At 55.1% G+C, this 19,804-nt stretch carries 17 protein-coding genes; all 17 read left to right on the forward strand.

Annotated elements, in window-relative coordinates; translation table 11 throughout:
* The first annotated feature begins 74 nt into the window (after positions 1-74).
* The 17 genes from cra (at position 75) to lpxC (ending at position 19,685) form a co-directional block, all read left to right on the forward strand.
* Entirely contained in the window at positions 75-1,079 is a 1,005-nt protein-coding gene (gene cra / locus GJ746_RS04330; protein WP_004098577.1) for a catabolite repressor/activator, read from the forward strand.
* A gap of 628 nt (positions 1,080-1,707) precedes the next feature.
* Entirely contained in the window at positions 1,708-2,166 is a 459-nt protein-coding gene (gene mraZ / locus GJ746_RS04335; protein ID WP_154679090.1) for a division/cell wall cluster transcriptional repressor MraZ, read from the forward strand.
* A gap of 1 nt (position 2,167) precedes the next feature.
* Complete coding sequence (gene rsmH / locus GJ746_RS04340) at positions 2,168-3,109, forward strand: 16S rRNA (cytosine(1402)-N(4))-methyltransferase RsmH (protein ID WP_154679091.1); 942 nt, start codon at positions 2,168-2,170, stop codon at positions 3,107-3,109.
* Positions 3,106-3,471: a cell division protein FtsL gene (gene ftsL / locus GJ746_RS04345; protein WP_002888550.1), complete on the forward strand. Its 366-nt coding sequence runs from the start codon at positions 3,106-3,108 to the stop codon at positions 3,469-3,471. Before rsmH ends, ftsL begins: the two co-directional genes overlap by 4 nt.
* 15 nt (positions 3,472-3,486) lie before the next feature.
* Positions 3,487-5,253: a peptidoglycan glycosyltransferase FtsI gene (locus GJ746_RS04350; protein WP_154679092.1), complete on the forward strand. Its 1,767-nt coding sequence runs from the start codon at positions 3,487-3,489 to the stop codon at positions 5,251-5,253.
* Entirely contained in the window at positions 5,240-6,727 is a 1,488-nt protein-coding gene (gene murE / locus GJ746_RS04355) for a UDP-N-acetylmuramoyl-L-alanyl-D-glutamate--2,6-diaminopimelate ligase (protein ID WP_154679093.1), read from the forward strand. Before GJ746_RS04350 ends, murE begins: the two co-directional genes overlap by 14 nt.
* On the forward strand, positions 6,724-8,082 hold the full coding sequence (gene murF / locus GJ746_RS04360) for a UDP-N-acetylmuramoyl-tripeptide--D-alanyl-D-alanine ligase (RefSeq protein WP_154679094.1): 1,359 nt from the start codon (positions 6,724-6,726) through the stop codon (positions 8,080-8,082). The genes murE and murF overlap by 4 nt, the downstream gene beginning before the upstream one ends.
* A complete protein-coding gene (gene mraY / locus GJ746_RS04365; protein ID WP_139536960.1) occupies positions 8,076-9,158 on the forward strand; it encodes a phospho-N-acetylmuramoyl-pentapeptide-transferase in 1,083 nt (360 codons plus the stop codon). Before murF ends, mraY begins: the two co-directional genes overlap by 7 nt.
* Positions 9,159-9,160: 2 nt before the next feature.
* A complete protein-coding gene (gene murD, locus GJ746_RS04370; protein ID WP_154679095.1) occupies positions 9,161-10,477 on the forward strand; it encodes a UDP-N-acetylmuramoyl-L-alanine--D-glutamate ligase in 1,317 nt (438 codons plus the stop codon).
* Positions 10,477-11,736 carry a cell division protein FtsW gene (gene ftsW, locus GJ746_RS04375; protein WP_004098587.1) on the forward strand — a complete coding sequence of 420 codons (1,260 nt, stop codon included), beginning with the start codon at positions 10,477-10,479 and terminating at the stop codon, positions 11,734-11,736. Before murD ends, ftsW begins: the two co-directional genes overlap by 1 nt.
* The gene (gene murG, locus GJ746_RS04380) at positions 11,733-12,803 is read left to right on the forward strand and encodes an undecaprenyldiphospho-muramoylpentapeptide beta-N-acetylglucosaminyltransferase (protein WP_154679096.1); all 1,071 of its coding nucleotides are present in this window, start codon (positions 11,733-11,735) and stop codon (positions 12,801-12,803) included. Before ftsW ends, murG begins: the two co-directional genes overlap by 4 nt.
* A 47-nt stretch (positions 12,804-12,850) precedes the next feature.
* A complete protein-coding gene (gene murC, locus GJ746_RS04385; RefSeq protein ID WP_154679097.1) occupies positions 12,851-14,326 on the forward strand; it encodes a UDP-N-acetylmuramate--L-alanine ligase in 1,476 nt (491 codons plus the stop codon).
* The gene (locus tag GJ746_RS04390) at positions 14,319-15,239 is read left to right on the forward strand and encodes a D-alanine--D-alanine ligase (RefSeq protein ID WP_154679098.1); all 921 of its coding nucleotides are present in this window, start codon (positions 14,319-14,321) and stop codon (positions 15,237-15,239) included. Before murC ends, GJ746_RS04390 begins: the two co-directional genes overlap by 8 nt.
* 1 nt (position 15,240) lies before the next feature.
* A complete protein-coding gene (gene ftsQ / locus GJ746_RS04395) occupies positions 15,241-16,074 on the forward strand; it encodes a cell division protein FtsQ (RefSeq protein ID WP_154679099.1) in 834 nt (277 codons plus the stop codon).
* Positions 16,071-17,327, forward strand: a complete 1,257-nt coding sequence (gene ftsA, locus GJ746_RS04400; protein WP_004098594.1) for a cell division protein FtsA — start codon at positions 16,071-16,073, stop codon at positions 17,325-17,327. Before ftsQ ends, ftsA begins: the two co-directional genes overlap by 4 nt.
* 188 nt (positions 17,328-17,515) lie before the next feature.
* Positions 17,516-18,667, forward strand: a complete 1,152-nt coding sequence (gene ftsZ / locus GJ746_RS04405) for a cell division protein FtsZ (RefSeq protein WP_004098597.1) — start codon at positions 17,516-17,518, stop codon at positions 18,665-18,667.
* Positions 18,668-18,767: 100 nt separating this feature from the next.
* Positions 18,768-19,685, forward strand: a complete 918-nt coding sequence (gene lpxC / locus GJ746_RS04410; protein ID WP_154679100.1) for a UDP-3-O-acyl-N-acetylglucosamine deacetylase — start codon at positions 18,768-18,770, stop codon at positions 19,683-19,685.
* Positions 19,686-19,804 lie beyond the last annotated feature (119 nt).

Consider the following 19,804-nt stretch of genomic DNA (forward strand, 5'->3'; position numbering starts at 1 on the left):
CGCTTAGATGTTATAAAAACGAATCCATACCTGAAGAATGGTTATGTTCTGTACTTATTACCCAAGGGGCAATTGTGAAACTGGATGAAATCGCCCGGCTGGCCGGTGTCTCGCGAACGACCGCTAGCTATGTGATTAATGGTAAAGCGAAGCAATATCGCGTTAGCGATAAAACTGTTGAAAAGGTGATGGCGGTTGTTCGTGAGCATAACTATCACCCGAACGCGGTTGCTGCGGGCTTGCGTGCAGGACGTACGCGTTCTATTGGTCTGGTTATTCCTGACCTGGAAAACACCAGCTATACGCGTATCGCTAATTACCTGGAGCGCCAGGCGCGCCAGCGTGGCTATCAGCTCTTGATCGCCTGCTCCGAAGATCAGCCGGATAACGAAATGCGCTGTATTGAGCATCTGCTGCAGCGTCAGGTCGATGCGATTATTGTTTCAACCTCATTACCTCCTGAGCATCCGTTCTATCAACGTTGGGCCAACGACCCTTTCCCGATTGTCGCCCTTGACCGCGCGCTCGACAGAGAACATTTCACCAGCGTGGTGGGTGCCGATCAGGATGATGCCGAAATGCTCGGGGCGGAATTACGTAAATTCCCGGCTGAAACGGTGCTTTACCTGGGGGCTTTGCCGGAGCTTTCGGTCAGTTTTCTGCGTGAGCAGGGGTTCCGGACCGCGTGGAAGGACGATCCGCGAGAAGTCCATTTCCTCTATGCCAACAGCTACGAGCGTGAAGCCGCGGCGCAGCTGTTTGAAAAGTGGCTGGAAACCCATCCAATGCCGCAGGCGCTGTTCACAACCTCGTTTCCGTTGCTGCAGGGCGTGATGGACGTGACGCTGCGCCGGGAGGGCAAACTGCCTTCTGAGCTGGCTATTGCGACTTTTGGCGATAACGAACTGCTGGATTTCCTTCAGTGCCCGGTATTAGCCGTTGCTCAGCGCCACCGCGATGTGGCGGAACGCGTGCTGGAGATCGTACTCGCGAGTCTGGATGAACCGCGTAAGCCTAAACCTGGTTTAAGCCGTATTCGTCGCAATCTTTATCGCCGCGGCAGTCTGAACCGCCGCTGAGCAGATTTTCAGAACTATTCGCAGGAAATTCGCCAGACCGAATCCTGGTCTGGCGATAATCTGTATAAATGACGTAAAAATTTCAGGGCTAAAGATCTTTCAGACAAATCCTTAATCTTTCTGACATCTTTTTTAATTCTATTCTTTCCGACCTTAAATTTGCGTTTTTATTAGTCTATAAAAGAATTGACGATTTTATTTGTATTATTTTGTTACATTCATCAGGTGATTTGCTGAATTAACAATCATTTCCTCATAACTATACCTGCCGTCGGCGCTGTACCCCGCAGTAAGAGTGCCTCTCCAATGCAAACTGATGCTGTTAACGGTCATCAGAATGGCCTAAAATGCCGCTCGCGTCGCAAACTGACACTTTATATTTTCCCTTAGAAGATATTTTGCTGCTTTTAACTGTTACAAGTTTGTTGGTTGTTTTCTTACCGATATTCATAACGTTAATTTGCCTCGTTTGTTGGTTGATTTTTCCTCAGGGCGAATATCGGCTGTAAATAATGGGTTTTTGAGCTCTGTTGGCATCCGTGCTGGCTTGACAAGCTTTTCCTCCGCTCCGTAAACTCCTTCTTGTGGGAATTTGTGGGGTAAAGTGGCGAAAAGGGGTGAGGCTGGCATGTTCCGTGGGGCAACGTTAGTCAATCTCGACAGTAAAGGCCGTTTGGCCGTGCCGACGCGCTACCGCGACGGGCTGATCGAAGACGCTTCCGGTCAATTGGTGTGCACCATTGACATCCATCACCCGTGCCTGCTGCTTTATCCCTTGCCTGAATGGGAAATCATCGAGCAAAAATTGTCGCGTTTATCGAGCATGAATCCCAGCGAGCGGCGCGTACAGCGTTTGCTTTTGGGGCATGCCAGCGAATGTCAGATGGATAGCGCCGGGCGGCTATTAATAGCCCCGGTGCTGCGGCAACATGCCGGGCTGACAAAAGAAGTGATGCTGGTCGGGCAGTTCAATAAGTTTGAGCTGTGGGACGAAACGACCTGGTATCAACGGGTCAAGGAAGATATCGACGCTGAGCAGTCCGCTTCCGGGGAACTGTCGGAGCGCCTGCAGGATTTGTCTTTGTAAAATGATGGAAAATTTTAAACACACAACGGTTCTTCTGGATGAAGCCGTTAACGGCCTGAACATTCGTCCGAATGGTATCTACATTGATGGTACCTTTGGCCGCGGCGGTCACTCGCGTCTGATTCTCTCCCGGCTGGGAGCGGAGGGACGCCTGTTGGCTATCGATCGCGACCCCCAGGCTATCGAAGTTGCGAAAACTATCGATGATCCCCGCTTTTCCATCGTTCATGGTCCCTTTTCTCAGCTGGCTGACTATGTTGGCGAGCGTAATCTTACCGGCAAGATCGACGGTATTTTGCTCGACCTTGGCGTTTCTTCACCGCAGCTGGACGACGCTGAACGCGGTTTTTCGTTTATGCGCGATGGCCCGCTGGATATGCGCATGGATCCTACCCGCGGCCAATCCGCCGCAGAGTGGCTACAAACCGCCGACGAGGCTGATATCGCATGGGTAATTAAGACCTTTGGCGAAGAGCGCTTTGGTAAACGCATTGCCCGCGCCATCGTCGAACGTAACCGCATCGAACCGATGACGCGAACCAAAGAGCTGGCGGAGGTTGTCGCGGCGGCGACCCCGGTGAAGGACAAATTCAAACATCCCGCGACCCGTACCTTCCAGGCGGTGCGCATCTGGGTGAACAGTGAACTGGAGGAGATAGAGCAGGCGCTAAAAAGCTCGCTCAGCGTGCTGGCCCCGGGCGGGCGGCTCTCAATCATTAGTTTCCACTCGCTGGAAGACCGTATTGTGAAGCGCTTTATGCGTGAACAAAGCCGCGGTCCGCAGGTTCCGGCAGGGCTACCGATGACTGAAGAGCAGCTTAAAAAACTGGGCGGCCGTGAGTTAAGAGCACTAGGCAAGTTGATGCCGGGCGAAAAAGAGGTAGCTGAAAATCCTCGGGCCCGTAGTTCAGTTCTGCGTATTGCAGAGAGGACGAACGCATGATCGGCAGAGTGACAGAAGCCCTGAGCAAAGTTAAAGGGTCGATTGGAAGCAACGAGCGCCATGCTTTGCCTGGCGTGATCGGAGACGACCTCCTGCGGTTTGGGAAGCTGCCACTCTGCCTGTTCATTTGCATCATTATCACGGCGATTACGGTGGTGACAACGGCGCACCATACTCGTCTGTTAACCGCGCAGCGTGAACAGCTGGTTCTGGAACGCGACGCGCTGGATATCGAATGGCGCAACCTGATCCTTGAAGAGAATGCTCTCGGCGATCACAGTCGGGTTGAGCGGATCGCGACCGAGAAGCTGCAGATGCAGCACGTCGATCCATCACAAGAAAATATCGTTGTACAGAAATAAGGATTATTGCGACGCATGAAAGCAGCGCCGAAAACGCCAAAAGCAAAACGTCAGGAAGAACAGGCCAACTTTATCAGTTGGCGTTTTGCGTTGCTGTGCGGCTGTATTTTGCTGGCGCTGGGCTTCCTGCTGGGCCGCGTGGCCTGGCTACAGGTGATTAGTCCGGACATGCTGGTTCGCCAGGGCGATATGCGCTCTCTGCGCGTGCAGGAAGTCTCTACCGCGCGCGGAATGATAACCGATCGTTCCGGCCGTCCGCTGGCGGTAAGCGTGCCGGTAAAAGCCATCTGGGCTGACCCAAAAGAGCTGCATGAAGCGGGTGGCGTGACCCTGGATAACCGCTGGAAGGCGCTGGCCGATGCGCTGAATATGCCGCTGGATCAGCTGGCATCGCGCATTAATACCAACCCACGGATGCGTTTTATCTATCTGGCTCGCCAGGTTAACCCGGATATGGCCGATTACATCCGCAAACTAAAGCTGCCGGGGATTCATCTGCGGGAAGAGTCTCGCCGTTACTATCCGTCGGGCGAAGTAACCGCTCACCTCATTGGCTTCACCAACGTGGATAGCCAGGGGATTGAGGGCGTTGAGAAGAGTTTCGATAAGTGGCTCACCGGCCAGCCCGGCGAGCGAATCGTCCGTAAAGACCGCTATGGTCGGGTGATTGAAGATATCTCGTCTACCGATAGCCAGGCGGCGCATAACCTGGCGCTGAGCATTGACGAACGCCTGCAGGCGCTGGTTTATCGCGAGCTGAATAATGCCGTGGCCTTTAACAAAGCGGAGTCAGGGACTGCGGTTCTGGTTGATGTGAGTACCGGCGAAGTGCTGGCGATGGCTAACAGCCCGTCCTATAACCCAAACAATTTTGCAGGTACTTCCAAAGATACCATGCGTAACCGCGCCATTACCGACGTGTTTGAGCCGGGGTCAACGGTGAAACCGATGGTGGTGATGACGGCGCTTCAGCGCGGCATTGTTAACGAAAATACCGTGCTGAATACCATCCCTTATCGAATTAACGGCCACGAAATCAAAGACGTGGCGCGCTATAGCGAATTGACCCTGACCGGGGTACTACAGAAGTCGAGTAACGTCGGTGTTTCTAAGCTGGCGTTAGCGATGCCGTCCTCAGCGTTAGTAGATACTTACTCACGTTTTGGACTCGGAAAAGCGACCAATTTGGGGTTGGTCGGAGAACGCAGTGGCTTATATCCTCAAAAACAACGGTGGTCTGACATAGAGAGGGCCACCTTTTCTTTCGGCTATGGGCTAATGGTAACGCCGTTACAGTTAGCGCGAGTCTACGCAACGATCGGCAGCTACGGCATTTATCGCCCGCTGTCGATTACCAAAGTTGATCCACCGGTTCCGGGCGAGCGCGTCTTCCCGGAATCGCTCGTTCGTACCGTTGTTCACATGATGGAAAGCGTGGCGCTGCCGGGCGGCGGCGGCGTGAAGGCGGCGATTAAAGGCTATCGTATCGCCATTAAAACCGGTACGGCGAAGAAAGTAGGGCCAGACGGCCGCTACATCAACAAATATATTGCTTACACCGCAGGCGTTGCGCCCGCCAGCCATCCACGCTTCGCGCTGGTGGTGGTGATCAACGACCCGCAGGCAGGTAAATACTACGGCGGTGCCGTTTCCGCTCCGGTCTTCGGTGCCATCATGGGCGGCGTGCTGCGTACCATGAACATTGAACCGGATGCGCTGGCAACGGCTGAAAAAAGTGAATTAGTGATTAATCAAGGCGAGGGAACAGGTGGCAGATCGTAATTTGCGCGACCTTCTCGCTCCGTGGGTGCCAAATGCGCCGGAGCGAATTCTGCGAGAAATGACGCTGGACAGCCGGGTGGCTGCTTCTGGTGATCTTTTTATCGCGGTTTTAGGTCATCAGGCGGACGGGCGTCGTTATATCCCGCAGGCGATAGCGCAAGGTGTTGCTGCCATTATTGCTGAGGCCAAAGATGAGGCTCATGACGGTGAAATCCGTGAAATGCACGGCGTGCCGGTTATCTATCTGAGCCAACTCAACGAGCGCTTATCCGCGCTGGCCGGGCGTTTTTACCACCAGCCTTCGGAACAACTGCGTCTGGTTGGCGTAACCGGAACTAACGGCAAGACCACCACGACTCAGCTGCTGGCGCAATGGGCGCAACTGCTCGGTGAAACCAGTGCGGTTATGGGAACCGTGGGTAATGGTCTGCTGGATAAAGTTATCCCCACGGAAAACACCACCGGTTCAGCCGTTGATGTTCAACACGTACTCTCTGGCCTGGCAGGGCAGGAGGCGACCTTCGCCGCAATGGAAGTTTCTTCTCACGGCCTGGTGCAGCATCGCGTAGCCGCCCTACAGTTTGCCGCGTCGGTCTTCACTAACCTGAGCCGCGATCACCTTGATTATCATGGTGATATGGAGCATTACGAAGCGGCGAAATGGTTACTCTATTCAACCCATCATTGCGGTCAGGCCATCGTCAACGCTGATGATGAAGTCGGACGCCGCTGGCTGACGAAGCTGCCGGATGCGGTGGCCGTATCGATGGAAGACCACATTAACCCGAACTGCCGGGGGCGCTGGCTGAAAGCCACCGCCGTGAACTATCACGACAGCGGCGCAACCGTTCAGTTTGCCTCCAGCTGGGGAAACGGCGAAATCGAAAGCCGCCTGATGGGGGCGTTCAACGTCAGCAATCTGCTGCTGGCGTTAGCCACTCTGCTGGCGCTGGGGTACCCGCTGGCCGAACTGCTGAAAACAGCCTCTCGCCTGCAGCCGGTTTGCGGACGTATGGAAGTGTTCAGTGCGCCGGGTAAACCAACCGTTGTGGTTGATTATGCCCACACGCCTGACGCGCTGGAAAAAGCGCTGCAGGCGGCTCGTCTGCACTGCAGCGGTAAACTGTGGTGCGTGTTTGGCTGCGGCGGTGACCGCGACAAAGGTAAGCGTCCGCTGATGGGGGCCATCGCCGAAGAGTTTGCTGATATCGTGGTTGTCACCGATGACAACCCACGCACTGAAGAGCCGCGGGCGATTATTAACGACATCCTGGCCGGTATGCTTGACGCGGGTCATGCCAGAGCGGTGGAAGGTCGTGCGGAAGCGGTGACTAACGCGGTGATGCAGGCGCAAGAAAACGATGTGGTGCTGGTGGCGGGTAAAGGCCACGAGGACTATCAAATCGTCGGCAATCGCCGACTTGATTACTCTGACCGCCTCACCGTGGCGCGTCTGCTGGGGGCAGTAGCATGATTCGCTTGACTCTCAGCCAGCTTGCCGCCATTACGCGCGGCCAGCTGCACGGCAGCGATGTGGCGATTGACGCTGTCACGTCTGATACCCGTAAGGTCACGACAGGCTGTCTGTTTGTGGCGCTAAAAGGTGAGCGCTTTGATGCTCATGACTTTGCAGAACAGGCGAAAGCCGCCGGTGCCGGCGCGCTGTTGGTCAGCCGTCAGCTGGCGTGCGATTTGCCGCAGGTGGTGGTGAAAGATACGCGCCTGGCCTTCGGTGAACTGGCCGCCTGGGTGCGCCAGCAGGTTCCGGCGCGAGTCGTCGCGCTGACCGGCTCTTCCGGAAAAACCTCGGTCAAAGAGATGACCGCGGCGATTTTAAGCCAGTGCGGAAATACGCTGTATACCGCAGGGAACCTGAACAACGATATCGGCGTGCCGATGACGCTGCTGCGTCTGACGAAAGAGCATGAATATGCGGTTATCGAATTAGGCGCCAACCATCAGGGCGAAATCGCCTGGACCGTCAGCCTGACGCGCCCCGAAGCGGCGTTGGTTAATAACCTGGCCGCCGCCCACCTGGAAGGCTTTGGCTCTCTGGAAGGCGTGGCGAAAGCCAAGGGTGAAATCTATACCGGTCTGCCAGCAAACGGCATTGCCATTATGAACGCCGACAATAATGACTGGCTGAACTGGCAAAAGGTGATTGGCGAGCGTAAAACGTGGCGCTTTTCGCCGAATGCCGCTAATAGCGATTTTACGGCGACTAACGTGCATGTGACATCGCACGGTACGGAATTTACCCTGCAAACCCCGGCGGGCAGCGTTGATGTCCTGCTACCGCTCCCGGGGCGCCATAACATCGCTAACGCGCTGGCCGCAGCGGCGCTGTCAATGGCGGTTGGCGCGACCCTTGAGGCAATTAAAGCCGGATTAAGAGATTTGAAGGCGGTGCCGGGAAGGCAGTTCCCGATTGCGCTAAATGAAACCCAGCTTCTGCTGGATGACTCCTATAACGCCAACGTTGGCTCAATGACCGCAGCGGTACAGGTGCTTTCTGAGATGCCGGGCTACCGGGTGCTGGTTGTCGGTGATATGGCCGAACTGGGCGCAGAAAGCCAGGCTTGCCATCGTCAGGTAGGCGAAGCGGCAAAAGCCGCCGGAATCGATCGCGTACTGAGCGTGGGCTCGCTGAGCTCAGATATCAGCGGCGCCAGCGGCGTCGGTGAACACTTTAACGATAAAGCGCTGCTGGTAACACGGCTGCAAGAGCTGATGTCAGAACACAAAATTATGACCATTTTAGTGAAGGGTTCACGTAGTGCCGCCATGGAAGTGGTAGTACGCGCATTACAGGAGAACGGAACATGTTAGTATGGCTGGCCGAGCATTTGGTCAAATATTATTCAGGCTTTAACGTCTTTTCCTATCTGACGTTTCGCGCCATTGTCAGCCTGCTGACCGCGTTGTTCATCTCACTGTGGATGGGCCCGCGTATGATCGCCCGTCTGCAAAAACTCTCTTTTGGCCAGGTTGTGCGCAACGACGGCCCGGAATCTCACTTTAGCAAGCGCGGTACGCCAACCATGGGCGGGATCATGATCCTGACCGCCATTGTTGTCTCCGTGCTGCTGTGGGCCTACCCATCCAACCCTTACGTCTGGTGCGTACTGACGGTTCTCGTCGGCTACGGCATCATCGGCTTTGTTGATGACTACCGCAAAGTGGTACGTAAAGACACTAAAGGCCTGATTGCCCGCTGGAAGTACTTCTGGATGTCGGTGATTGCGCTGGGTGTTGCCTTTGCGCTGTATATGGCGGGTAAAGATACTCCAGCAACTCAGCTGGTGGTGCCGTTCTTCAAAGACGTGATGCCACAGCTGGGCCTGTTCTATATCCTGCTGGCCTATTTTGTCATCGTTGGTACCGGTAATGCGGTCAACCTCACCGACGGCCTTGACGGGCTGGCGATTATGCCGACCGTATTCGTTGCCGCCGGGTTTGCGCTGGTTGCGTGGGCGACCGGCAACATGAACTTCGCCAACTATCTGCATATTCCTTATTTACGTCATGCCGGTGAGCTGGTGATCGTCTGTACGGCGATTGTTGGCGCGGGTTTAGGCTTCCTGTGGTTTAACACCTATCCGGCGCAGGTCTTTATGGGGGATGTGGGCTCGCTGGCCCTCGGCGGCGCGCTGGGCATTATTGCCGTGCTGCTGCGCCAGGAGTTCCTGCTGGTGATTATGGGCGGCGTATTCGTGGTCGAAACGCTGTCGGTGATTCTGCAGGTTGGCTCATTTAAGCTGCGCGGTCAGCGCATCTTCCGCATGGCGCCGATTCACCATCACTATGAACTGAAAGGCTGGCCGGAACCGCGCGTTATCGTGCGCTTCTGGATTATTTCGCTGATGCTGGTGCTGATTGGCCTGGCGACGCTGAAGGTACGTTAATCATGGCAGATTATCAGGGTAAAAAAGTCGTCATTATTGGGCTGGGCATGACCGGCCTGTCATGCGTGGACTTTTTCATGGCTCGCGGCGTAACGCCGCGGGTGATGGATACCCGCGTTGCGCCTGCCGGACTGGATAAGCTGCCGGAAGCCGTTGAGCGTTATGTCGGTGGTCTTAATGACGACTGGCTGTTAACGGCGGATCTGATTATCGCCAGCCCGGGCATCGCGCTGGCGCATCCTTCCCTGAGCGCTGCAGCAGATGCTGGCGTAGAAATTGTTGGCGATATTGAACTGTTCTGCCGCGAGGCGCAGGCGCCGATTATTGCCATCACCGGTTCAAACGGTAAGAGCACCGTCACTTCGCTGGTGGGTGAAATGGCGAAAACGGCGGGTCTGAACGTTGGCGTTGGGGGCAATATTGGCCTGCCGGCGCTAATGCTGCTGGATCCTGAACGTGAACTCTATGTTCTGGAGCTTTCCAGTTTCCAGCTGGAAACGACTTCCAGCCTGCAGGCGGTAGCGGCGACGATCCTTAACGTCACCGAAGATCATATGGACCGGTATCCGCTGGGGCTGCAGCAGTATCGTGCCGCCAAACTGCGGATTTACGAGAATGCGCAGGCCTGCATTGTTAATGCTGACGATGCGCTGACCATGCCGGTACGCGGCGCTGACGATCGCTGTATTAGCTTCGGCGTGGACGTTGGCGACTATCACCTGAACCGCCAGCAGGGGGAAACCTGGCTGCGCGTCAAAGGCGAGAAGGTGCTCAACGTCAAAGAGATGAAGATTAGCGGCCAGCACAACTACAGTAACGCCCTGGCGGCGCTGGCGCTGGCGGATGCCGCAGGCCTGCCGCGCGCCAGCAGCCTGAAAGCGCTGACCACATTTACCGGCCTGGCGCATCGTTTCCAGCAGGTGCTGGAGCACAACGGCGTGCGCTGGATCAACGATTCTAAAGCTACCAACGTCGGCAGCACTGAAGCCGCGCTCAATGGACTTCACCTGGATGGAACGCTGTATCTCCTGTTGGGCGGCGATGGGAAATCGGCTGATTTTACCCCGCTCAGTCGCTACCTGACCGGCGATAACATTCGTCTGTACTGCTTTGGCCGCGATGGCGCCCAGCTGGCGGCGCTTCGTCCGGATAGCGCAGTGCAAACGGAAACCATGGAACAGGCGATGCGCCAGATAGCGCCACAGCTAAAAGCGGGCGATATGGTGCTGCTGTCTCCGGCGTGCGCCAGCCTCGATCAGTTTAAAAACTTTGAACAACGCGGCGATATCTTTGCTCGCCTGGCGAAGGAGTTAGGCTAATGCGTTTATCACTCCCGCGCCTGAAAATGCCACGGCTGAGACTGCCGCGTCTGCCGGGAATGTTTATCTTCGCATGGCTGTTTGCCGCGCTGAAAGGCTGGGTGATGGGCTCGCGGCAAAAAGATACCGATAGCCTGGTGATGTATGACCGGATGCTGCTGTGGCTGACCTTTGGCCTGGCCGCTATCGGCTTCATTATGGTGACATCGGCATCAATGCCGGTAGGACAGCGCCTGGCTAACGATCCGTTTCTGTTTGCCAAACGCGATGGCCTGTACATTCTGCTGGCGTTAGGGCTGGCAATGGTGACGCTGCGCCTGCCGATGGAGTTCTGGCAGCGCCATAGTACCGCAATGCTGATCGCTTCTATCGTCATGCTGTTGATTGTTCTGGTGGTCGGCAGCTCGGTCAACGGGGCGTCGCGCTGGATTGCGCTGGGGCCGCTGCGTATTCAGCCTGCGGAGTTCACCAAGCTGTCGCTGTTCTGCTATATCGCCAATTACCTGGTACGTAAAGGCGATGAAGTACGTAATAACCTGCGTGGCTTCTTAAAGCCGATGGGCGTGATTTTCGTGCTGGCGATTTTGCTGCTGGCGCAGCCTGACCTCGGAACGGTCGTGGTGCTGTTTGTTACGACTCTGGCCATGCTGTTTCTCGCGGGAGCCAAGCTGTGGCAGTTCATCGCGATAATTGGGATGGGGCTTTCGGCTGTCGTGCTGCTGATTCTTGCCGAACCGTATCGTATCCGCCGCGTAACCTCTTTCTGGAACCCATGGGAAGATCCTTTCGGTAGCGGCTACCAGCTGACTCAGTCGCTTATGGCCTTTGGCCGCGGAGAAATGTGGGGACAGGGTCTGGGTAATTCAGTCCAGAAGCTTGAATATTTGCCCGAGGCGCACACCGATTTCATCTTCGCCATTATCGGTGAAGAGCTCGGTTATATCGGTGTGGTACTCGCACTTTTAATGGTATTCTTCGTCGCTTTTCGCGCCATGTCCATCGGGCGTAAAGCGCTGGAGATTGACCATCGTTTTTCCGGATTTTTGGCCTGCGCTATTGGTATCTGGTTCAGCTTTCAGGCTCTGGTTAACGTCGGTGCGGCGGCGGGTATGCTGCCAACTAAAGGTCTGACGCTGCCGCTGATCAGCTACGGCGGCTCGAGCCTGCTGATTATGTCGACGGCTATCATGTTGCTGTTACGAATTGATTATGAAACGCGTCTGGAAAAAGCCCAGGCGTTTACACGGGGTGTTCGATGAGCGGTCAGGAAAAGCGGTTAATGGTGATGGCGGGCGGTACCGGCGGACACGTGTTCCCGGGGCTGGCGGTTGCGCACCATTTAATGGACCAGGGCTGGCAGGTTCGCTGGCTGGGCACCGCGGATCGAATGGAAGCGGATTTAGTGCCTAAGAACGGCATTGATATTGATTTTATTCAAATTTCCGGCCTGCGTGGTAAAGGCCTCAAAGCACAACTGCTGGCACCGGTGCGGATTTTCAACGCCTGGCGCCAGGCGCGGGCGATTATGCAACGTTTTCAGCCGGACGTGGTGCTGGGCATGGGCGGATATGTTTCCGGGCCTGGCGGTCTGGCCGCGTGGTCGCTTGGCATCCCGGTCGTCCTGCATGAACAGAACGGTATTGCTGGTCTGACGAATAAATGGCTGGCGAAAATTGCCAAAAAGGTAATGCAGGCGTTTCCTGGGGCTTTCCCGCATGCTGATGTTGTGGGCAACCCGGTACGGAATGACGTTCTGGCGCTGCCGCTGCCGCAGCAGCGCTTAGCCGGACGTAAGGGACCAATTCGCATTTTGGTTGTCGGCGGTTCGCAGGGCGCGCGCGTGCTCAATCAGACTATGCCGCAGGTGGCGGCAAAGCTGGGCTCGGCTGTCACTATCTGGCATCAGAGCGGGAAAGGTGGGCAGGAAAGCGTCCAGCAGGCCTATACCGATGCCGGGCAGCCGCAGCATAGAGTCACTGAGTTTATTGACGACATGGCGGCGGCTTATGCCTGGGCCGATGTTGTCGTGTGTCGTTCCGGGGCGCTGACGGTGAGCGAAATCGCCGCCGCTGGTTTACCGGCGCTGTTTGTGCCTTTTCAGCACAAAGATCGTCAGCAGTACTGGAATGCCCTGCCGTTAGAGAAGGCGGGAGCAGCGAAGATCCTCGAACAGCCGCAGTTTACCGTGGATGCCGTCGCGCAAACCCTGGCGGGTTGGGATCGCGAAACGCTGCTGGATATGGCGGAGCGAGCGCGCAGAGCCTCGATTCCGGATGCTACCGAACGAGTAGCAGAAGAAGTGAGCGCCGCAGCACTGGCGCGTTAATCGCGGTGATTATCACCGTCCGAATAAAGAAGTTGATGGCGTAAAGAATGAATACACAAGATCTGGCAAAACTGCGTTCCATAGTGCCCGAGATGCGTCGCGTCCGGCACATTCACTTTGTTGGCATTGGCGGTGCCGGCATGGGCGGTATTGCCGAAGTTCTGGCCAACGAAGGTTATCAGATTAGCGGCTCCGACCTGGCGCCGAATCCGGTGACCCAGCAGTTGACCCAGCTTGGCGCCACTATTTATTTCAACCATCGCCCTGAGAACGTGCGTGATGCGAGCGTTGTGGTGGTGTCCAGCGCAATTTCCGCGGAGAACCCGGAAATTGTTGCCGCTCATGAAGCGCGTATCCCGGTTATTCGACGCGCCGAGATGCTGGCGGAACTGATGCGTTTTCGCCACGGCATCGCCATCGCCGGTACGCACGGTAAAACGACGACCACGGCGATGGTATCGAGCATTTATGCTGAGGCTGGACTTGATCCTACCTTCGTTAACGGCGGTCTGGTGAAAGCTGCGGGCGTGCACGCCCGCCTCGGTCACAGCCGTTACCTGATTGCCGAAGCGGATGAAAGCGACGCTTCTTTCCTGCATCTGCAGCCGATGGTCGCTATCGTAACTAATATCGAAGCCGATCATATGGATACCTATCATGGCGACTTCGAAAACCTGAAGCAGACGTTTATTAATTTCCTGCACAACCTGCCCTTCTACGGGCGAGCGGTAATGTGCGTAGACGATCCGGTTATTCGCGAGCTGCTGCCGCGCGTTGGCCGCCAGATAACGACCTACGGGTTTAGCGACGACGCCGACGTTCGCGTTGAAGATTATCGCCAGGTCGGCGCTCAGGGCCATTTCCGCCTGGTTCGTCAGGATAAAGATGTCATTCAGGTGACGCTAAACGCGCCCGGCCGCCACAACGCGCTGAACGCGGCGGCGGCGGTGGCCGTTGCGACGGAAGAAGGCATTGCCGATGAAGCTATCCTGCGTGCGCTGGAAAGCTTCCAGGGCACCGGGCGTCGTTTTGATTTCCTTGGTGAATACCCGTTGGCTGAAGTGAACGGTAAAGAGGGGACCGCGATGCTGATTGATGACTACGGTCATCATCCGACGGAAGTGGATGCCACTATCAAAGCCGCGCGGGCGGGCTGGCCGGATAAAAATCTGGTTATGCTGTTTCAGCCACACCGTTTTACGCGTACGCGCGATCTGTACGATGATTTCGCCAACGTTCTGACCCAGGTTGACGCACTGCTGATGCTGGATGTTTACTCCGCTGGTGAAGCTGCCATACCGGGCGCCGATAGCCGCTCGCTGTGTCGGACGATTCGCGGGCGCGGCAAAGTTGACCCGATCCTGGTTTCTGATCCCGCGCAGGCGGCGGACATGCTGGCGTCGGTATTGACCGGCAACGATCTGATTCTGGTTCAGGGGGCTGGAAATATCGGTAAAATTGCCCGTCACCTGGCTGAAATCAAATTGCAACCGCAAAATACGCAGGAGGAGCGCCATGGCTGATAAAATCGCGGTCCTCTTAGGCGGAACTTCCGCTGAACGTGAAGTCTCTCTCAATTCAGGTTCGGCGGTGCTTGCCGGTCTGCGTGAAGCCGGCATAGATGCACAGCCTGTCGACCCGCGCGATACCGATATTACCCAATTGAAAAATATGGGTTTTCAGAAAGCGTTTATTGCGTTGCACGGACGCGGCGGCGAAGATGGTACCCTGCAAGGGCTGCTGGAGCTGATCCAACTACCTTATACCGGCAGCGGCGTAATGGCCTCGGCTATTTCAATGGATAAGCTGCGGAGCAAATTGCTGTGGCAGGGCGCGGGGTTACCCGTTGCGCCGTGGGTGGCGTTAACCCGCAAACAGTTTAACGCCGGGCTTACGACTGAAGTCCAACAGCAGATTTCGCTTCTCGGTCTGCCGCTGGTGGTTAAACCCAGCCGCGAAGGCTCAAGCGTCGGCATGTCGATCGTCAGCGAAAGTTGTGCATTACAAAATGCGCTGGCGCTGGCTTTTCAGCATGATGACGAAGTTTTGCTGGAAAAATGGCTCAGTGGGCCGGAATTTACCGTTGCTATCGTTGGAGAAGAAATTTTACCGTCAATACGTATCCAGGCGGCTGGAACCTTCTATGATTATGAAGCAAAGTATCTCTCTGATGAAACGCAATATTTCTGCCCAGGTTTTGAAGATCCCGCGCGCGAGTCAGAAATCCAGGCTTTGGTACAAAAAGCCTGGGAGAGTCTTGGCTGTGATGGGTGGGGACGAATTGATGTCATGCTGGACAGCGATGGCCAGTTTTATTTGCTGGAAGCAAACACATCTCCTGGCATGACCAGCCATAGCCTGGTGCCCATGGCGGCGCGTCAGGCCGGGATGAGCTTCTCACAGCTTGTTGTACGAATTCTGGACCTGGCGGGGTGATATGTCGCAGGCTGCGCTGAATACGCGGAACCACGAAGAGGAAGAAGAATCTTCTTCGCGTCGAAGTAATGGCTCTCGTCTGGCAGGAATTTTCTTCCTGCTGGCGGTGCTCTGTACCGTGCTGGTCAGCGGATGGATGGTTCTGGGCTGGATGGAAGATGCACAGCGTTTACCGCTGTCAAAGATGGTCGTCACCGGTGAGCGGCACTACACGCGCAACGATGATATCCGTCAGGCGATACTGGCATTAGGATCACCAGGCACCTTCATGACTCAGGACGTTAATATTATTCAAAGCCAGATTGAACGTCTGCCGTGGATTAAGCAGGCGAGCGTCAGAAAGCAGTGGCCGGACGAATTGAAGATTCATCTGGTTGAATATGTGCCGATTGCGCGCTGGAATGATCAGCATATGGTCGACATGGAAGGAAATTCTTTCAGCGTGCCGTCAGATCGCACCAGTAAACAGAATTTACCAATGTTATACGGTCCGGAAGGCAGTGAGAATGAAGTTCTCCAGGGATACCGCGACATGGGTCAGGTGCTGGCCAGGGATAAATTCACGTTGAAAGTGGCGGCCATGACCGCGCGTCGCTCCTGGCAGTTGACGCTTAATAACGATATTAAGCTCAACCTTGGCCGGGGTGACACCATGAAACGGCTTCAGCGCTTTATGGAACTTTATCCGGTTCTTCAGCAGCAGGCGCAGACCGACGGCAAACGGATAAGCTACGTTGATTTGCGTTATGACTCGGGAGCGGCAGTCGGTTGGGTACCGGTTCCCGTAGAGGATACTAATCAACAACAGAATCAGGCACAGGCAGAACAACAATGATCAAGGCGACGGACAGAAAACTGGTAGTTGGACTGGAGATCGGCACCGCTAAGGTTGCCGCTTTAGTAGGGGAAGTTCTGCCCGACGGTATGATTAATATCATTGGCGTGGGCAGTTGCCCATCGCGTGGTATGGATAAAGGCGGAGTGAACGACCTGGAATCCGTGGTGAAATGCGTCCAGCGCGCCATTGACCAGGCCGAACTGATGGCTGACTGCCAGATTTCATCAGTTTATCTGGCGCTTTCGGGTAAACATATCAGCTGTCAAAATGAAATTGGCATGGTGCCGATTTCAGAAGAAGAAGTGACGCAGGATGATGTAGAAAACGTGGTTCATACCGCGAAATCGGTTCGCGTGCGCGACGAACATCGCGTACTGCACGTTATCCCGCAAGAGTACGCCATTGACTACCAGGAAGGGATTAAAAACCCTGTGGGTCTGTCTGGCGTCCGCATGCAGGCGAAAGTGCATTTAATTACCTGCCATAACGATATGGCGAAAAATATTGTCAAAGCGGTGGAGCGTTGCGGTCTTAAAGTCGACCAGCTCATTTTCGCCGGTTTAGCCGCCAGCTATTCCGTATTAACTGAAGACGAACGTGAACTGGGCGTCTGCGTTGTGGATATCGGCGGTGGTACAATGGATATTGCGGTATATACCGGCGGGGCGCTGCGTCATACCAAAGTGATCCCGTATGCGGGCAATGTGGTGACCAGCGATATCGCATACGCTTTCGGTACACCGCCAAGCGACGCGGAAGCCATAAAAGTGCGTCACGGCTGTGCGCTGGGCTCCATCGTTGGTAAAGACGAAAACGTCGAAGTCCCGAGCGTGGGCGGTCGTCCGCCCCGCAGCCTGCAGCGTCAGACGCTGGCAGAGGTTATTGAGCCGCGTTATACCGAATTGCTCAATCTCGTTAATGAAGAGATCCTGCAACTGCAGGAGCAGCTCCGCCAGCAAGGTGTGAAGCACCATCTTGCGGCAGGGATTGTATTAACCGGCGGCGCGGCGCAAATTGAAGGGCTTGCCGCCTGTGCGCAACGCGTATTTCATACGCAGGTGAGGATTGGCGCGCCGTTGAACATTACCGGATTAACGGATTATGCCCAGGAGCCGTATTACTCGACGGCGGTTGGGCTGCTGCACTACGGGAAGGAATCTCATCTCAGTGGTGAAGCAGAAGTGGAAAAACGCGTAACGGTCGGGTCGTGGATCAAACGACTCAACAGTTGGTTGCGAAAAGAGTTTTAATTTTTTAAGAGAACGCAGAAAATTAGCGTTCTCAGGCGACAGGCACATACACAGAATCCTTCGGGTTGCATCGCGGCGGCAACTGAGTGAATTACCCTGAGCTTACTCAAGTAAGTGAGGGGAGTGAACGAAGACAGCCAACAAAGAGGCGGCTTGAAGGATGAAGTGTAAAAACGGAGAGAGAAATTATGTTTGAACCTATGGAACTGACCAACGACGCGGTGATTAAAGTCATCGGCGTCGGTGGCGGCGGCGGTAACGCCGTTGAACACATGGTGCGCGAGCGCATTGAGGGTGTTGAATTTTTTGCGGTGAACACCGATGCGCAGGCGCTGCGCAAAACGGCTGTTGGCCAGACTATCCAGATTGGTAGCGGTATTACCAAGGGGCTGGGTGCTGGCGCTAACCCGGAAGTCGGCCGTAACGCGGCGGATGAAGACCGTGAAGCACTGCGTGCCGCCCTTGATGGCGCCGATATGGTGTTTATCGCAGCAGGCATGGGCGGCGGTACCGGAACCGGTGCTGCGCCAGTGGTTGCAGAAGTCGCAAAAGATTTAGGTATCCTGACGGTTGCCGTCGTTACCAAGCCTTTCAATTTTGAAGGCAAGAAGCGTATGGCATTCGCTGAGCAGGGTATCACCGAGCTGTCCAAGCATGTGGACTCGCTGATCACTATCCCGAATGACAAACTGCTGAAAGTTCTGGGCCGCGGTATTTCGCTGCTTGACGCTTTTGGCGCAGCAAACGACGTGCTAAAAGGCGCGGTGCAGGGTATCGCTGAACTGATTACTCGTCCTGGCCTGATGAACGTCGACTTTGCGGATGTGCGTACCGTCATGTCTGAAATGGGCTATGCGATGATGGGCTCCGGCGTGGCGAGCGGTGAAGACCGTGCGGAAGAAGCTGCTGAAATGGCGATCTCTTCTCCGCTGCTGGAAGATATCGATCTGTCCGGCGCGCGCGGCGTACTGGTCAACATTACTGCAGGCTTCGATCTGCGTCTCGATGAGTTCGAAACCGTAGGTAATACTATCCGCGCATTTGCTTCGGATAACGCGACCGTGGTTATCGGTACTTCTCTGGATCCGGATATGAACGACGAGCTGCGCGTAACCGTTGTTGCCACCGGTATCGGTATGGACAAACGTCCGGAAATTACCCTGGTCACTAACAAACAGGTTCAGCAACCGGTAATGGATCGTTACCAGCAGCACGGTATGTCTCCATTAACTCAAGAGCAGAAGCCGGCCGCGAAAGTGGTCAACGACAATACGCCGCAAGCAGCGAAAGAGCCGGATTATCTGGACATTCCTGCCTTCCTGCGTAAGCAAGCCGATTAAGAATTGGCTGGAAGTTGGGCATCTGCGCTCTTTGTGCTAAACTGGCCTGCCGAATGTATAGTACACTTCGGTTGGATAGGTAACTTGGCGAGATTATACGATGATCAAACAAAGGACTCTTAAACGTATCGTTCAGGCGACTGGCGTCGGTTTGCATACCGGCAAGAAAGTCACCCTGACGTTACGCCCTGCGCCGGCAAATACCGGGGTCATCTATCGTCGCACCGACTTGAATCCACCGGTTGATTTTCCGGCTGATGCCAAATCTGTGCGTGATACCATGCTCTGTACTTGCCTGGTCAACGAGCATGACGTGCGGATATCGACGGTTGAACACCTCAATGCCGCCCTGGCTGGCTTAGGTATCGACAACATTATTATTGAAGTCGATGCGCCGGAAGTCCCAATTATGGACGGCAGTGCGGCTCCGTTCGTTTATCTGTTGCTGGATGCCGGCATCGATGAACTGAACAGCGCTAAGAAATTTGTGCGTATCAAAGAGACCGTTCGCGTCGAAGATGGCGATAAATGGGCTGAATTCAATCCGTATAATGGTTTTTCACTGGACTTCACCATTGATTTTAACCATCCGGCAATTGATTCCAGCAGCCAGCGCTATGCGATGAACTTCTCGGCTGATGCATTTATGCGCCAGATTAGCCGTGCGCGTACCTTCGGTTTCATGCGTGATATCGAATATCTGCAGTCCCGTGGCCTGTGCCTGGGCGGCAGCTTCGATTGTGCCATCGTTGTTGACGATTATCGCGTACTGAACGAAGACGGTCTGCGTTTTGAAGATGAGTTTGTCCGTCATAAAATGCTTGATGCGATTGGCGACCTCTTTATGTGTGGTCACAATATTATCGGTGCGTTTACGGCGTACAAATCTGGTCACGCGTTGAATAACAAACTGCTGCAGGCTGTTCTGGCAAAACAGGAAGCCTGGGAGTATGTGACCTTCGAGGACGACGCAGAAATGCCGCTGGCGTTCCGCGCGCCGACTCTGGTTCTGGCATAAGTCAGACCAGACAGTAAATTCGACTGGTAACCTGGTACTCTCTCCGGCCAGGGAACCAGTCGTTTTCTTTTTTCACTTCCGCATCATGCTGCTTTTATTTTTCATCTTCATTTATTGCG

Source organism: Klebsiella oxytoca, from assembly GCF_009707385.1.
GTDB classification, from domain to species: domain Bacteria; phylum Pseudomonadota; class Gammaproteobacteria; order Enterobacterales; family Enterobacteriaceae; genus Klebsiella; species Klebsiella oxytoca_C.

Excerpts from the sequence above, each read along its gene's own strand:
- murG (WP_154679096.1), top strand. The coding sequence starts at position 11,733 with ATGAGCGGTCAGGAAAAGCGGTTAATGGTGATGGCGGGCGGTACCGGC.
- murC (WP_154679097.1), top strand. The coding sequence starts at position 12,851 with ATGAATACACAAGATCTGGCAAAACTGCGTTCCATAGTGCCCGAGATG.
- GJ746_RS04390 (WP_154679098.1), top strand. The coding sequence starts at position 14,319 with ATGGCTGATAAAATCGCGGTCCTCTTAGGCGGAACTTCCGCTGAACGT.
- mraY (WP_139536960.1), top strand. The coding sequence starts at position 8,076 with ATGTTAGTATGGCTGGCCGAGCATTTGGTCAAATATTATTCAGGCTTT.
- lpxC (WP_154679100.1), top strand. The coding sequence starts at position 18,768 with ATGATCAAACAAAGGACTCTTAAACGTATCGTTCAGGCGACTGGCGTC.
- ftsA (WP_004098594.1), top strand. The coding sequence starts at position 16,071 with ATGATCAAGGCGACGGACAGAAAACTGGTAGTTGGACTGGAGATCGGC.
- mraZ (WP_154679090.1), top strand. The coding sequence starts at position 1,708 with ATGTTCCGTGGGGCAACGTTAGTCAATCTCGACAGTAAAGGCCGTTTG.
- ftsZ (WP_004098597.1), top strand. The coding sequence starts at position 17,516 with ATGTTTGAACCTATGGAACTGACCAACGACGCGGTGATTAAAGTCATC.
- ftsW (WP_004098587.1), top strand. The coding sequence starts at position 10,477 with ATGCGTTTATCACTCCCGCGCCTGAAAATGCCACGGCTGAGACTGCCG.
- GJ746_RS04350 (WP_154679092.1), top strand. The coding sequence starts at position 3,487 with ATGAAAGCAGCGCCGAAAACGCCAAAAGCAAAACGTCAGGAAGAACAG.
- ftsL (WP_002888550.1), top strand. The coding sequence starts at position 3,106 with ATGATCGGCAGAGTGACAGAAGCCCTGAGCAAAGTTAAAGGGTCGATT.
- ftsQ (WP_154679099.1), top strand. The coding sequence starts at position 15,241 with ATGTCGCAGGCTGCGCTGAATACGCGGAACCACGAAGAGGAAGAAGAA.
- rsmH (WP_154679091.1), top strand. The coding sequence starts at position 2,168 with ATGATGGAAAATTTTAAACACACAACGGTTCTTCTGGATGAAGCCGTT.
- murD (WP_154679095.1), top strand. The coding sequence starts at position 9,161 with ATGGCAGATTATCAGGGTAAAAAAGTCGTCATTATTGGGCTGGGCATG.
- murF (WP_154679094.1), top strand. The coding sequence starts at position 6,724 with ATGATTCGCTTGACTCTCAGCCAGCTTGCCGCCATTACGCGCGGCCAG.